This is a genomic window from Bradyrhizobium sp. SZCCHNR2028, from assembly GCF_032380995.1.
In the GTDB taxonomy this organism is placed as follows: Bacteria; Pseudomonadota; Alphaproteobacteria; order Rhizobiales; family Xanthobacteraceae; genus Bradyrhizobium.
This window is the reverse complement of record NZ_JAUHJF010000031.1, coordinates 47,574-60,379: the sequence shown is the minus strand read 5'-3', so window position 1 is coordinate 60,379 and position 12,806 is coordinate 47,574. Positions and strand designations below refer to the sequence as shown.

General features: G+C 65.4%; 15 protein-coding genes and 1 pseudogene. 9 read left to right on the top strand and 7 right to left on the bottom strand.

All coding sequences use genetic code 11. The features are described from left to right. Nucleotides 1–281: pseudogene (locus QX121_RS29830) on the bottom strand (hypothetical protein); the annotation flags it as partial. A gap of 292 nt (nucleotides 282–573) precedes the next feature. Further along, a complete protein-coding gene (locus QX121_RS29825; RefSeq protein WP_315795901.1) occupies nucleotides 574–1,107 on the bottom strand; it encodes a GNAT family N-acetyltransferase in 534 nt (177 codons plus the stop codon). A gap of 105 nt (nucleotides 1,108–1,212) precedes the next feature. Here QX121_RS29825 and QX121_RS29820 point away from each other — a divergent pair, with 105 nt between their 5' ends. The 9 genes from QX121_RS29820 (at nucleotide 1,213) to QX121_RS29780 (ending at nucleotide 7,953) form a co-directional block, all read left to right on the top strand. Further along, the gene (locus QX121_RS29820) at nucleotides 1,213–1,812 is read left to right on the top strand and encodes a superoxide dismutase (RefSeq protein ID WP_015669496.1); all 600 of its coding nucleotides are present in this window, start codon (nucleotides 1,213–1,215) and stop codon (nucleotides 1,810–1,812) included. Between the two features lie 174 nt (nucleotides 1,813–1,986). Next, a complete protein-coding gene (crcB, locus tag QX121_RS29815; RefSeq protein ID WP_315813734.1) occupies nucleotides 1,987–2,373 on the top strand; it encodes a fluoride efflux transporter CrcB in 387 nt (128 codons plus the stop codon). Between the two features lie 320 nt (nucleotides 2,374–2,693). Then, nucleotides 2,694–2,894, top strand: coding sequence for a hypothetical protein (locus QX121_RS29810; protein ID WP_315813733.1), 201 nt, complete (start codon nucleotides 2,694–2,696; stop codon nucleotides 2,892–2,894). Nucleotides 2,895–2,902: 8 nt separating this feature from the next. Then, a complete protein-coding gene (locus QX121_RS29805; RefSeq protein ID WP_315813732.1) occupies nucleotides 2,903–3,655 on the top strand; it encodes an ABC transporter ATP-binding protein in 753 nt (250 codons plus the stop codon). Next, on the top strand, nucleotides 3,652–4,524 hold the full coding sequence (locus QX121_RS29800; protein WP_409999051.1) for a metal ABC transporter permease: 873 nt from the start codon (nucleotides 3,652–3,654) through the stop codon (nucleotides 4,522–4,524). Before QX121_RS29805 ends, QX121_RS29800 begins: the two co-directional genes overlap by 4 nt. Before the next feature lie 11 nt (nucleotides 4,525–4,535). Then, entirely contained in the window at nucleotides 4,536–5,411 is an 876-nt protein-coding gene (locus QX121_RS29795; RefSeq protein WP_315777667.1) for a metal ABC transporter substrate-binding protein, read from the top strand. Nucleotides 5,412–5,481: 70 nt separating this feature from the next. Then, a complete protein-coding gene (locus QX121_RS29790; RefSeq protein WP_409998878.1) occupies nucleotides 5,482–6,522 on the top strand; it encodes a CobW family GTP-binding protein in 1,041 nt (346 codons plus the stop codon). Then, nucleotides 6,522–7,547 (top strand): WD40 repeat domain-containing protein, encoded by a 1,026-nt coding sequence (locus QX121_RS29785; protein WP_315813731.1) that lies wholly within the window; start codon nucleotides 6,522–6,524, stop codon nucleotides 7,545–7,547. The genes QX121_RS29790 and QX121_RS29785 overlap by 1 nt, the downstream gene beginning before the upstream one ends. Before the next feature lie 85 nt (nucleotides 7,548–7,632). Then, entirely contained in the window at nucleotides 7,633–7,953 is a 321-nt protein-coding gene (locus QX121_RS29780; RefSeq protein WP_315753688.1) for a hypothetical protein, read from the top strand. A gap of 191 nt (nucleotides 7,954–8,144) precedes the next feature. Here QX121_RS29780 and QX121_RS29775 read toward each other — a convergent pair whose 3' ends face one another. From QX121_RS29775 to QX121_RS29755, 5 genes are all read right to left on the bottom strand, one after another. Then, on the bottom strand, nucleotides 8,145–9,569 hold the full coding sequence (locus QX121_RS29775; protein WP_315813730.1) for a homospermidine synthase: 1,425 nt from the start codon (nucleotides 9,567–9,569) through the stop codon (nucleotides 8,145–8,147). 74 nt (nucleotides 9,570–9,643) lie between these two features. Next, nucleotides 9,644–10,033, bottom strand: coding sequence for a RidA family protein (locus QX121_RS29770; RefSeq protein ID WP_315813729.1), 390 nt, complete (start codon nucleotides 10,031–10,033; stop codon nucleotides 9,644–9,646). A gap of 96 nt (nucleotides 10,034–10,129) precedes the next feature. After that, nucleotides 10,130–10,291, bottom strand: coding sequence for a hypothetical protein (locus QX121_RS29765; protein WP_315813728.1), 162 nt, complete (start codon nucleotides 10,289–10,291; stop codon nucleotides 10,130–10,132). After that, the gene (locus QX121_RS29760; protein WP_315813727.1) at nucleotides 10,279–10,872 is read right to left on the bottom strand and encodes an N-acetyltransferase; all 594 of its coding nucleotides are present in this window, start codon (nucleotides 10,870–10,872) and stop codon (nucleotides 10,279–10,281) included. The genes QX121_RS29765 and QX121_RS29760 overlap by 13 nt, the downstream gene beginning before the upstream one ends. Before the next feature lie 180 nt (nucleotides 10,873–11,052). Next, entirely contained in the window at nucleotides 11,053–12,195 is a 1,143-nt protein-coding gene (locus QX121_RS29755) for a type III PLP-dependent enzyme (RefSeq protein ID WP_315777663.1), read from the bottom strand. Nucleotides 12,196–12,806 lie beyond the last annotated feature (611 nt).

Sequence of the window (12,806 nt, the reverse complement as noted above, 5' to 3'; positions counted from 1 at the left end):
AACTCCAGCAGAGGCGCTTGACGAGCTGCTGTCACGAATGAAAACACTGGGTGTTGCGACCACCGCTTGAGCCCGCCACCGGCATTCCCTGCGCGACGGTCTTCACGCTTATACGCAGTCTCCCTGGTGCGCCGGGCTTGTGGCCACCATCCCCAGCGCAATGCGTTCGCATTGCGCCAGGTTGATACCAGCATCGGGGTATCAGGACGCTGCGACTTCACGTCCGCAAGCTGCCGTTCGTCCGCACGCCGATAAGCATGCTGCGGCAGCAACGCGGCCATCGCATCCCCACCTCGCGTGTCGTGACGATCGCGCGCAACGCCCCTCTGCGGTGAGGCGGGATGCCGGGATACAATCATGATTTCGTAAAAAACGCAAGAGGATTATTTTTTTCGGAAGACTGCCATGTGCTCCGCTGTCGTCCCGGCCTTGAGCCGGGACCCATACTCCGCAGCGGACATCATGGGCAAAGCGCCAATGACCAGCGTGCCTCAAACATCTCCCTGCGGGTATGGGTCCCGGATCTGCGCGCGCGTGCCGCGCGCTTGTCCGGGACGACAGGGGAGAGCGGCCTCACCACGGCAGGCCGCAGAGGTCGATGGTGCCGCGCGTCGGCGCGGTGCGCTTGACGTCGTGCACGAGCGCAGACAGCGTGTCGAAGCGGATGCGGCCCTGCTCGGGCTGCTCGGCGTAGACGTCGCCGTCGAACGGAATGAAGCCGCGTGCCGTATAGAAGGGGATGCGATCCGCCGCGCAGAACAGGACGGCGTAGTTGATCGAGTCCTCGTGCCGCAGGGTCTGGATCGCCGCGTTCAGTCCCACCGTGGCGAGACCGCGGTTGCGCATGTCGGCGCGCGTCAAAACGCCGCCGATGCCGCCGACATTGACGTTCTGACCGTTCCATTTCACGAGTCGGCGATAGATGCCGACATGGCAGAGCACCTCGCCGCTCTCGTCCTGTACCAGCACCCGCAGGTCGGCATGCGCAAATGTGATACCTGCCCACGGTAATCCGGCGACCACCTCCGGCGGCCAAACCGCGTCGTAAAGCGGCTTGACCAGCGGCCAGGCGACGTCACCATTCAATATGTCGATCTCGATGCTCATCAAAGCGGCTCGCTTTTTCCAAATTCACGGTGTTTTACGGTGTCGGAACCTTCTATAAGAAGGTCCCGTTAAATCCCGTCTTCCACAAGTTGCGGAACCGCCCCCATGACCTTTACGCTTCCCCCCCTGCCTTACGCCTATGAAGCCCTCGGACCCTACATGTCCAAGGAGACGCTCGAGTACCATCACGACAAGCATCATCAGGCCTATGTGACCAACGGCAACAATGCGATCAAGGGGACCGAATTCGAAGGCAAGTCCCTCGAGGAGATCGTCAAGGGCTCGTTCGGCAAGAACCCCGCGGTGTTCAACAATGCCGGCCAGCACTTCAACCACATCCATTTCTGGTCCTGGATGAAGCCGAACGGCGGCGGCTCCAAGCTGCCTGGCCGGCTCGAGAAGAAGATCGACGAGGATCTCGGCGGCTTCGAGAAATTCAAGGCCGACTTCGCGGCCGCCGGCGTCGGCCAGTTCGGCTCGGGCTGGTGCTGGCTCTCGGTCAAGAACGGCAAGCTCGAAATCTCCAAGACGCCGAACGGCGAGAACCCGCTGGTGCACGGCGCGACCCCGATCCTCGGCTGCGACGTCTGGGAACACTCCTACTACATCGACTATCGCAACCGTCGTCCCGACTATCTGAAGGCGTTCGTCGACAGCCTGATCAACTGGGATTACGTCGACGAACTCTACGGCAAGGCGATCTGATTCCTCGCATGCGAGGTGTGGGCGGCGGCTTCGGCTCGCCGCCCTTTTTCATGCCCGACGCGGTTTGATGCGGGCGATCCTTGCAAGGCGGAAGCCTCTGCGGCAAAAGTTTTGCATCTTTTGTGGCAAGGGCAGGGCATCCATTGTCGCGATGTGGTCTGCAGGTGAGGTCCCGTGAATCAGCTGGTCGGATATTTTCTCGTTTTCTTTGGCGGCGGCTGCGGCGCATCGCTGCGGCACGCGATCAACATGGCGAGCGCCAGGGCGCTCGGCACCGACTTCCCCTACGGCACCTTCATCATCAATATCACTGGCTCCACCGTGATGGGCCTGATCGCCGGCTACCTCGCCTTCAAGGGCGAAGCGACCCAGCATTGGCGGCTGTTCCTGATGACCGGCATCCTCGGCGGCTACACCACGTTCTCGGCGTTCTCGCTCGACACCGCGCTGCTGTATGAGCGGGGTACGCTGGGCTTGGCCGCGCTGTATGTCCTGGGATCGGTCGGGATTTCGATCGCTGGCCTGTTCGGCGGCTTGGCCCTGGTGCGGTATCTTAGCTGACAAATTGGCTGCCGAGGGCAGGTCGATCGAGGGAGAGGCGCCTCCTCTCCACACCGTCGTGGCCGGGGCAAGCCAGGACAAGCCCAGGCATGACGAGAACCCAATTGGCAGCTCTGTCCTGGCGACCGCTTTATCGGAGAGCGGCGCGATCTCTCATCCGTCATTGCGAGCGCAGCGACGCAATCCAGAACCCCTCCGCGGAGGCAGCCTGGATCGCGTCGCTGCGCTCGCGATGACGAGTGCGTCGAAGACCTTCGGCCCCAGAAACACCCCCGGCCGCGGTGGACAGAGGTGATGTTATAATGTAACATTCTGACGAGATGACCCAGTCCGCCCTCCAGAGTCACAACCATGCGCACGGACATGGCTACGGCCATGCCCACAGCCACGGGCCTGCTGCGCCGCATCCGGCGCAGGCCGCGCCGTGGTCGATCCTGCGCATGCCCGTGACCACGCGGCTCGGCGCAGCGTTGGTCGCCAGCGCCGTGTTGTGGCTGATCATCTGGCTGGCGATGCGGTGACGACGGCAATGGCTCAGCTCCAATTTCGCGACGTGACCCTGGGCTATGACCGCCACCCGGCGGTGCATCACCTCACGGGCGAGGTCGCGACGGGCGCGCTGCTCGCCGTGGTCGGCCCCAACGGCGCTGGCAAGTCGACCCTGTTCCGCGGCCTTGTCGGCCTGCTCAAGCCGCTCGCCGGTACCATCACGGCCGCCGGCCTAAAGCCGCGCGAGATCGCCTATCTGCCGCAGATTGCCGATATCGACCGCTCCTTCCCGATCTCGGTGTTCGATTTCGTCAGCACCGGACTGTGGCGCAGCACCGGCATGTTCGGCGGCATCGGCGCGGTCGCGCGCGAGAAGATCGCGCAGGCGATCGCGGCCGTCGGCCTCACCGGATTCGAGGGCCGCGGCATCGGCACGCTGTCGGGCGGCCAGATGCAGCGCATGCTGTTCGCGCGCGTGCTGCTGCAGGATGCCCGCGTGATCGTGCTCGACGAGCCGTTCAATGCGATGGATACGAAGACCTCGGCCGACCTGTTGCAACTGATCGAGCACTGGCATGGCGAGCGGCGCACCGTGCTGGCGGCGCTGCACGACATGGAGATGGTGCGCGCGCATTTCCCGCAGACCCTGCTGCTGGCGCGCGAGGCCGTGGCCTGGGGACCGACGGCGGAGGTGCTGACCGCCGACAATCTGTCGCAGGCGCGTCGGATGTGCGAGGCGTTCGACGATGCCGCCGCGCCCTGCGTGCCCGCGCAAGCCTCCAAGGCGGCATGATGCTGCGCGAGGTGCTGTTCGCTCCGTTCTCGGATTTCGAGTTCATGCGCCGCGCGCTCGCCGCGGTCATCGCGCTGTCGCTCGGCTCCGGGCCGATCGGCGTATTCCTGATGCTCAGGCGCATGAGCCTGGTCGGCGACGCCATGGCACATGCGATTCTTCCCGGCGCGGCGATCGGTTTCCTGCTGTCGGGGCTCAATTTGTTCGCGATGACGACCGGCGGCCTGATCGCCGGCTTCGCCGTGGCGCTGCTATCGGGCCTCGTGTCGCGCTCGACCGGGCTGAAGGAGGACGCGTCGCTCGCGACCTTCTATCTGGCGTCACTCGCGATCGGCGTCACCATCGTCTCGGTCAAGGGCACCAACGTCGATCTCTTGCACGTGCTGTTCGGCAACATCCTGGCGATGGACGACCCGACCCTGCTGATGGTCGCGACGAACGCCACCATCACGCTCGTCGTGCTCGCCGTGATCTACCGCCCGCTGGTGGTGGAGAGCGTCGATCCCTTGTTCCTGCGCACCGTGAGCCGCGCCGGTGCGCCAGCGCATCTGATCTTCCTCGCCCTGATCGTCGTCAATCTGGTCAATGGATTCCAGGCGCTGGGCACCTTGCTCGCGGTCGGCCTGATGATCCTGCCGGCGGGGATCGCCCGGTTCTGGTCGCGCGACGTCACGCCGATGATCTGCATCGCGGTCGCGTCTGCGATCGTCTCCGGCTATGTCGGTCTGGTGCTGTCGTTCCAGACCCGCATTCCCTCGGGGCCTGCGATCATTCTGGTCGCGTCCTTGCTCTATCTCGGCTCGGTACTGTTCGGACGCGTGGGCGGCGTGCTTCCGCAACTGTTTCCGGGACGCCATCTCGAAGCTTGAAGCCGATGCCCATGAAACGCCTGCTGTCCGCGCTGAGCCTGCTCTTCGGCCTTGTTCTGATTGTCCCCGCATCGGCCGAGACCCGGCTGAACGTCGTCACCAGCTTCTCGATCCTCGCCGATTTCGTCCGCCAGGTCGGCGGCGACAAGGTCAATGTCGCCTCGCTGGTCGGGCCGGACAGCGACGTGCACGTCTACACGCCGACGCCGCATGATGCGAAGGATGTCGGCGCCGCGCAGCTCCTGATCGTCAACGGCCTCGGGCTGGAGGGCTGGCTGCCACGGCTGCAGCAGGCTTCCGGCAGCAAGGCGCCGATCGTCGTCGCCACCCGGGGCATCACCCCGCGCAAGCGCGGCTCGGATGCCGATCCGCACGCCTGGCAGTCGGTCGGCAACGCCAAGGCCTATGTGAAGAACATCCGCGATGCGCTGGTCGCGGCCGACCCCGCAGACGCGGAAGTCTTCAAGGCCAATGCGGAGCGCTATCTCGGCGAGCTCGATGCACTCGACCGCGAGGTCCGCGCCGAGATCGACAAGATCCCGGCCGAGCGGCGCAAGGTGATCTCGACCCATGACGCCTTCGGTTATTTCGCCGATGCCTATGGCGTCGCCTTCATCGCCCCGCTCGGCGTCTCCACCGAGACCGAGCCGTCGGCCCGCGACGTCGCCGAGATCATCCGCCAAGTGAAAAAAGCGGGGATTCCGGCCGTCTTCCTGGAGAATTTCAACGACGACCGGCTGGTCGGCCGGATCGCCGCCGAGACCGGCGCGAAGATTGGCGGGACGCTGTATTCCGACGCCCTGAGCGATGAAAAGGGCCCCGTTCCCACTTACATTGCCATGGTCAGGCACAATATAAGGGCCCTGACGAGCGCGCTGGTCCGTTAGGGTTTTCGAGCCCTCGCGGCGGTGCGCTTTTGAGCCATTTTCGACGCGATCTGAGGTTTTCGGAGTGAGCATGTCCGACGCGAGCAAGACACCAGTGACGGTCCTGACCGGCTATCTCGGGGCCGGCAAGACCACGCTTCTGAACCGCATCCTCTCGGAAGACCACGGCAAGAAATACGCCGTCATCGTCAACGAATTCGGCGAGATCGGCATCGACAACGACCTCATCGTCGGCGCCGATGAGGAAGTGTTCGAGATGAACAACGGCTGCATCTGCTGCACCGTGCGCGGCGATCTCGTGCGCATCATCTCTGGCCTGATGCGGCGCAAGGGCAAGTTCGACGCCATCATCGTCGAGACCACGGGGCTGGCCGATCCGGCGCCGGTGGCGCAGACCTTCTTCGTCGACGAGGACGTGCAGAAGAACGCGCGGCTCGACGCGGTCGTGACGGTGGCCGACGCGAAGTGGCTCTCGGACCGGCTCAAGGATGCGCCGGAGGCGAAGAACCAGATCGCGTTTGCCGACGTGATCGTGCTCAACAAGACCGATCTCGTCACCAAGCCGGAGCTCGCCGAGGTCGAGGCGCGCATCCGCGCCATCAACCCCTACGCAAAGCTGCATCGCACCGAGCGCTGCCAGATCGCGATCTCGGATGTGCTGGAGCGCGGCGCGTTCGATCTCGACCGCATTCTGGAGATCGAGCCGCAATTCCTCGAAGCGGGCGACGATCACGATCATCACCACCATGATCACGACCACGGCCATGATCACCATCATCATCACGATCACGGCCTGAAGCACTATCACGACGAGGAGATGCAGTCGCTGTCGCTGCGCTCCGACAAGCCGCTCGATCCGTCGAAATTCATGCCGTGGCTGCAGAACCTGGTGCAGACCGAGGGCGGCAAGATCCTGCGCTCCAAGGGCATCCTGTCGTTTCAGGACGATGACGACCGCTACGTCTTCCAGGGCGTGCACATGATGCTCGAAGGCGATCATCAGCGGAAGTGGAAGCCGGATGAGGCGCGCGAGAGCCGCGTCGTCTTCATCGGCCGCGAGCTGCCGGAAGACGCCATCCGCGAAGGCTTCGAACGCTGCATCGTGACCTGATGACGTCGTTCGACCAGGGCGGCGAGGCCGCATCGATCGTGTCCGTCACCGACAAGGTGAAGCCGGTCTCGCTCGGCATGGCCGTCACGGCCGTGCACTATCTCGGCGATCGTGCCGCCTTCGTCGGCACCGAGGAGAGCGTCGCTGTCGTCGACGGCGACGGCGACGGCGAGATCAGCAAGGTGGATGTCACCGGCGGCGGCATCCTGTCGGCGGTGTCGGACGGATCGCGCATCGTGATCGGCGGCGATGACGGCAAGGTTTCCTCGCTCGACAAGGCGGGCAGCGTCAGCGTGCTCGTGACCGATCCGAAGCGGCGCTGGATCGACAACGTCGCCCTTCATCCGGACGGTGCGATCGCCTGGTCGGTCGGCAAGACCGCGTTCGTGCGTCAGCCCAAGGGCGAGGAGAAGTCGCTCGAGGTGCCCTCAACCGCGGGCGGACTCGCGTTCGCGCCGAAGGGCCTGCGGCTCGCGATCGCGCATTACAACGGCGCGACCTTGTGGTTTCCCAACATGGCGGGCGAGCCGGAATTCCTCGGCTGGGCCGGCTCGCATCACGCCGTCACTTTCAGCCCGGACAACAAGTTCCTGGTCACCGCGATGCATGAGCCGGCGCTGCACGGCTGGCGGCTCGCTGATAGCAGGCACATGCGGATGACCGGCTACCCCTCGCGGGTGAAGTCGATGTCCTGGGGCAGCGGCGGCCGTTTCCTGGCGACCTCGGGTGCCGACATGGTCATCCTCTGGCCGTTCGTCGGCAAGGACGGCCCGATGGGCAAGGAGCCGGCGATGCTGGCGCCGATGAAGGCCAAGGTCACCGCTGTCGCTTGCCATCCCAAGCAGGACATCCTGGCCTGCGGCTACGAGGACGGCACCGTGCTGATGGTGCGGATGCAGGACGGCGCCGAGATCCTGGTGCGGCGGAATGAGACGCCGCCGATCGTGGCGCTGGGCTGGAATGCTGCGGGAACGTGGCTCGCTTTCTCAGACGAGAGCGGCGAGGCGGGACTGCTGCGGCTCTGATGGGCCACTGGGGCGCAGGCCCCATCGGGAACCTCGCGGCCTTCGGATTGTTGTTCCGCACATCACAGGATGCGGATGACAAGCCATGGCCTCGATCAATAGCAAACAGACGTTGCGCCGGGACATGCTGCTGGCAGCGGGCCTGTTCGTCCTGGGTGTGCTCGTGGCCGTCGTCTCGCTGACCGAGATCAAGGCCAATCATCTCGACCAGATCGCGCAGGCGACGCCCTCAGCCTCGCCTGAGCCGTCAGCGACACCGGCCGAGTCCAAGCCCGGCGGCACCCGCCCGACCACGCCGGCGCCAGAGCCCGCGCGCCCTGACGTGGAAGCTCAAAAGGAAGGCGCGAAGCCGGCGCTGCCGCCAGCCCCGGCCGAGAAGATCGCGCCGACGATGGAGCGGAAGTAGCTGGAGAGGCCCAAACGCGGCCACAAATTCCGCTGTCGTCCCGGCGAACGCCGGGACCCATAACCCCAGGACGTCGTTCGAGGCAGGCTGTTAGCTCCATCTCCCGTCTCATACCCGCCGGGGAGTATGGGTCCCGGGTCGGCGCCACGACGGCGTTGCCGTCGTGGCTTGCCCGGGACGACAGTGGAGGTTTACCGCACCAGGATGTTGCGGAACTGCCAGGGATCGGACGTGTCGATATCCTCGGGGAACAGGCCCGGGCGATCGTTCAGCGGCGTCCAGTCGGTGTAGTAGCCCTTCACCGGGCCGAGATAGGGCGACTGGATCTCCAGGCAGCGGCGGAAGTCCATCTCGTCGGCTTCGACGATGCCGGCGGTCGGGTTTTCCAGCGCCCACACCATGCCTGCGAGCACGGCGGACGAGACCTGCATGCCGGTCGCGTTCTGGTAGGGCGCGATGCGGCGGGTCTCCTCGATCGAGAGCTGCGAGCCGTACCAATAGGCGTTCTTGCCGTGGCCGTAGAGCAGCACGCCGAGCTCGTCGATGCCGTCGACGATCTCGTTCTCGTCGAGGATGTGCCACTTCCCCTGCATCTTGCCGGTGGCGCCGAAGATCTCGTGCAGCGACAGCACGGCGTCATTGGCCGGGTGATAGGCGTAGTGGCAGGTCGGGCGATAGACGACCTTGTCGCCGTCGCGCACGGTGTAGTAGTCGGCGATCGAGATCGATTCGTTGTGGGTCACCAGGAAGCCGTATTGCGCGCCCGGCGTCGGACACCACGAGCGCACGCGGGTGTTGGCGCCCGGCTGCAGCAGATAGATCGCGGCGCCGCAGCCCTCGGTGTGGCGGCGGCCGTTCTCCGGCATCCATGTCTCGTGCGTGCCCCAGCCGAGCTCGGCCGGCTGCATGCCCTCGGAGACAAAACCCTCGACCGACCAGGTGTTGACGAACACGTCCATCGGCTTCGGATTCCTGGAGCGCTGGGTGTCACGCTCCGCGATGTGGACGCCCTTGACGCCGAGCTTCCGCATCAGCTGCGCCCAGCCCTCGCGGCTCTTCGGCTCGACGATCTCGGTCTTGGTGTCCTTGGCGATGTCGAGCAGCGCCTGCTTGACGAACCAGGAGACCATGCCGGGATTGGCGCCGCAGGTGGAGACGGCGGTGGTGCCGCCCGGGCTCTTGCGGCGGGCGGCGAGCAGCGTCTCGCGCAGCGCGTAGTTGGAGCGCTGCTCGACGCCCATCTGCTTGTCGAAATAGAAGCCGGCCCACGGCTCGACGACGGTGTCGATGTAGAGCGCACCGATCTCCCGGCACATCGTCATGAGGTCGACCGAGGAGGTGTCGACCGACAGGTTGACGCAGAAGCCCTGGCCGCCGCCTTCGGTGAGCAGCGGCACCAGCAGATCGCGGTAGTTGTCGCGGGTCACGCCCTGCTGGATGAAGCGGACGCCATGCTTCTTCGCCAGCGCGCCATCATCATGCGGATCGATGATGACGAAGCGGCTCTTGTCGTAGTCGAAATGGCGTTCGATCAGGGGCAGGGTGCCCTTGCCGATCGAGCCGAAGCCGATCATCACGATGGGGCCGGTGATCTTCGCGTGGATCTGCGAGCTCATGAATGGTTCTCCGCGAAAGGTGCGTGGGATGGATGGATTCAGGCGGCGCGCCGCCTTCAGACGCTGCGCCGCTTTTAGGTGCTGCGCCGCTTGGCCGTGACCTCGATCTCGACCTTCATCTCGGGCTTGAGCAGGCCTGCGACGACCACCATCGTGGCTGCCGGACGGATGTCGCCGAGGACTTCGCCGCAGACCGCAAAATGGGCATCGGCGTCGTTGACGTCGGTGAGGTAGTAGGTCGCGCGGACGATGTCGGCCATCGCGAAGCCGCCCTCCTGCAGGGCGGCGGCGATGGTCTTGAAGCAGTTGCGTGACTGGCTCGTGACATCGGCCGGCATCGTCATGGTGGTGTAGTCGTAGCCGGTGGTGCCGGCGACGAAGGCGAAGTCGCCATCGACGACGGCGCGGCTGTAGCCGAAGCTCTTCTCGAACGGTGATCCGGTAGAGATCAGACGGCGGGACATGGCGGACCTCGTGATGGGATTTTCGGGGGTTAAAGAGCTTTTGCTGCACCTGCGCAACCCCTGGCGGGGCGGGCAGGACGCGGCCTGCCTGCATGCCTAACGCAGGCGGGTGACGTCAGGTCCGGCGGGCGGCGTGCTGCTCCAGCGCCGCACCACGATGTCGCGGACGATCATGATCCCGAGCAGGATCAGCACCAGCGTCGGCAGCAATGTCCGCCGCCGCGGCGCGTGCCCGTCGCGGGCGGTTACGCCGCGCATGATACCAGCCGTTCCTTGCGGCTGCGGCGGGCCTTCCGCTCCCGGGCGCCAGTGGCGAGGATCGGGCCTGCGGCGCCATCGAGCGCACCCTCGACCAGCTCGAGCCCGAGCAGGCGCTCGCGCGCGAACGGGCCGGGCAGCTCCAGCTCAGCGGTCTGCGCGACCGAGAAGCCGAAGCGGGCGTAATAGGGCGCATCGCCGAGCAGGATCACTGCGCCATGGCCGCGCGACGCCGCGATCATCAGTGCCGCATTCATCAGTGCCGCGCCGACGCCGAGGCTGCGCGCGTCAGCGGCGACCGCCAGCGGTCCCAGCATCAACGCATCGCGTCCGCCGGCGCTGACGTGCCACAACCGCAGCGTTCCCACCAGGGCGCCGCCGCGCACTGCCGACAAGGCGAGGCCCGCGGCGGGCGCGCGTCCGTCGCGCAGGCGCTGGCAGGTGCGCTCATGGCGGTTGTCGCCAAAGCAGGCATCGAGCAGCGTCTCGCGCGCCGCGACGTCGGAGGCTCGTTCGCTGCGGATCGCGAACGAAGCGGCAGTCCGAGCAGGCGCAGTCGAAGGGATGCAAAAAGCGGTCATGGCACGTCAGTCCCCGGCCTGCGCCGCGAGGCTTTCGCCCGCGCGCAAACGCGTGATGTCAGATTGAAGGTGTCGGTCTATCGCTCCCTCCCCCGCTTGCGGGGGAGGGTCGGGGTGGGGGCAGCCCCACCCGAAGCTTCGCGTCGTCTCACCCGCGAACGGGTGGCGAAGCAAGCCAGGTCAGATGTGATAGGTCTTCAGCGGGGGGATGCCGTTGAAGGCCACCGACGCGTAGGTCGACGTATAGGCCCCGGTCCCCTCGATCAGCACCTTGTCGCCGATCGAGAGCGTCACCGGCAGCGGATACGGGAGCTTCTCGTACATCACGTCGGCCGAATCGCAGGTCGGGCCGGCGAGCACGCACGGGGTCATCTCCGCGCCCTCATGCGGCGTGCGGATGGCGTAGCGGATCGACTCGTCCATCGTCTCGGCGAGACCGCCGAACTTGCCGATGTCGAGATAGACCCAGCGCAGCTCGTCCTCGTCGCTCTTCTTCGAGATCAGCACCACTTCCGACTCGATGATTCCGGCGTTGCCGACCATGCCGCGGCCCGGCTCGATGATCGTCTCCGGGATCTGGTTGCCGAAATGCTTGCGCAGCGCACGGAAGATCGAGCGGCCGTACTGCACGACCGGCGGCACGTCCTTCAGGTACTTGGTCGGGAAGCCCCCGCCCATGTTCACCATGGTCAGGTTGATGCCGCGCTCGGCGCAGTCGCGGAACACCGTCGAGGCCATCGCCAGCGCGCGGTCCCACGCCTTCACCTTGCGCTGCTGCGAGCCGACATGGAACGAGATGCCGCACGGCTCCAGGCCGAGCCGCTTGGCCAGGTCCAGCACGTCGACCGCCATCTCCGGATCACAGCCGAACTTGCGCGACAGCGGCCACTCGGCGCCGGCGCAATCGTACAGGATGCGGCAGAACACCTTGGCGCCCGGCGCGGCGCGCGCGATCTTCTCGACCTCGGCGGCGCAGTCGACCGCGAACAGGCGGATGCCGAGCGCATAGGCGCGCGCGATGTCCCGCTCCTTCTTGATCGTGTTGCCATAGGAGATGCGGTCCGGCGTCGCACCGGCGGCCAGCGCCATCTCGATCTCGGCGACGGTCGCCGTGTCGAACGACGAGCCCAGCGAGGCGAGCAGCGACAGCACTTCCGGCGCCGGGTTGGCCTTGACCGCATAGAACACGCGGCTGTCCGGCAGCGCCTTGGCGAAGCTCATGTAGTTGTCGCGCACGATCTCGAGGTCGACGACGAGACAGGGCTCGTGGTCCAGACCTTCCTCGCGGCGGTTGCGCAGGAATTCCCGGATACGTTCGGTCATAGCACCCTCCAAACGGTCCCAGCGACGAGACCCGTTCAAAATGATCCCGACACGGGTGCCTTGGCGTTGCCGCCCGATGGAAAGGCGACAAAACCTCGAACCCGTAGCCGAATTGTGCTGCCGTGGATTGGTTGGGGATTTCCCGCCCGCACACCTGGCAATGAAGGACAAGCCTTTTCAGTAGCCCGCGCCGGCTTTGGACTGCCGGTAGAGACCAAAAAAGCCCGATCCGTCGTTGCTTTAAGTCGCGTCCCCCGTTGAGAGCGGGGTGCGCCGGTTCGCCTCCGGCTGCCAGTCACGGTTGCAAAAGATGGGGTGACCTTCAGCGGCATCTCTTGAGAGAGATGCTGGGCTCTGGAGCATGACGATCTCGATCATGGTGATCTTGATCGCAACGACCCGAGGGCCCCTCGGTTCCTCATCCCTTGGCGGCTGTCCGGCCTCTTGTCCGGATACCTACCGACTGACACACGACCACAGGCACGTGCGAAATTGGGCAGAAGCGGAAATAAGCGTTTTGAATTTCGTTCGCAAGGAATTTTTGGGCGCCGGGAAAGATTTCCCTAATCTGTGCTTACGCGACACACATGCTGCGCAGATGTCTGAACGAA

Coding starts and splice junctions, on each gene's coding strand:
- QX121_RS29825 (WP_315795901.1), bottom strand. CDS start 1,107: ATGAGCATCGAGATCGACATATTGAATGGTGACGTCGCCTGGCCGCTG.
- QX121_RS29820 (WP_015669496.1), top strand. CDS start 1,213: ATGACCTTTACGCTTCCCCCCCTGCCTTACGCCTATGAAGCCCTCGGA.
- QX121_RS29810 (WP_315813733.1), top strand. CDS start 2,694: ATGACCCAGTCCGCCCTCCAGAGTCACAACCATGCGCACGGACATGGC.
- QX121_RS29805 (WP_315813732.1), top strand. CDS start 2,903: ATGGCTCAGCTCCAATTTCGCGACGTGACCCTGGGCTATGACCGCCAC.
- QX121_RS29800 (WP_409999051.1), top strand. CDS start 3,652: ATGATGCTGCGCGAGGTGCTGTTCGCTCCGTTCTCGGATTTCGAGTTC.
- QX121_RS29795 (WP_315777667.1), top strand. CDS start 4,536: ATGAAACGCCTGCTGTCCGCGCTGAGCCTGCTCTTCGGCCTTGTTCTG.
- QX121_RS29790 (WP_409998878.1), top strand. CDS start 5,482: ATGTCCGACGCGAGCAAGACACCAGTGACGGTCCTGACCGGCTATCTC.
- QX121_RS29785 (WP_315813731.1), top strand. CDS start 6,522: ATGACGTCGTTCGACCAGGGCGGCGAGGCCGCATCGATCGTGTCCGTC.
- QX121_RS29780 (WP_315753688.1), top strand. CDS start 7,633: ATGGCCTCGATCAATAGCAAACAGACGTTGCGCCGGGACATGCTGCTG.
- QX121_RS29775 (WP_315813730.1), bottom strand. CDS start 9,569: ATGAGCTCGCAGATCCACGCGAAGATCACCGGCCCCATCGTGATGATC.
- QX121_RS29770 (WP_315813729.1), bottom strand. CDS start 10,033: ATGTCCCGCCGTCTGATCTCTACCGGATCACCGTTCGAGAAGAGCTTC.
- QX121_RS29765 (WP_315813728.1), bottom strand. CDS start 10,291: ATGCGCGGCGTAACCGCCCGCGACGGGCACGCGCCGCGGCGGCGGACA.
- QX121_RS29760 (WP_315813727.1), bottom strand. CDS start 10,872: ATGACCGCTTTTTGCATCCCTTCGACTGCGCCTGCTCGGACTGCCGCT.
- QX121_RS29755 (WP_315777663.1), bottom strand. CDS start 12,195: ATGACCGAACGTATCCGGGAATTCCTGCGCAACCGCCGCGAGGAAGGT.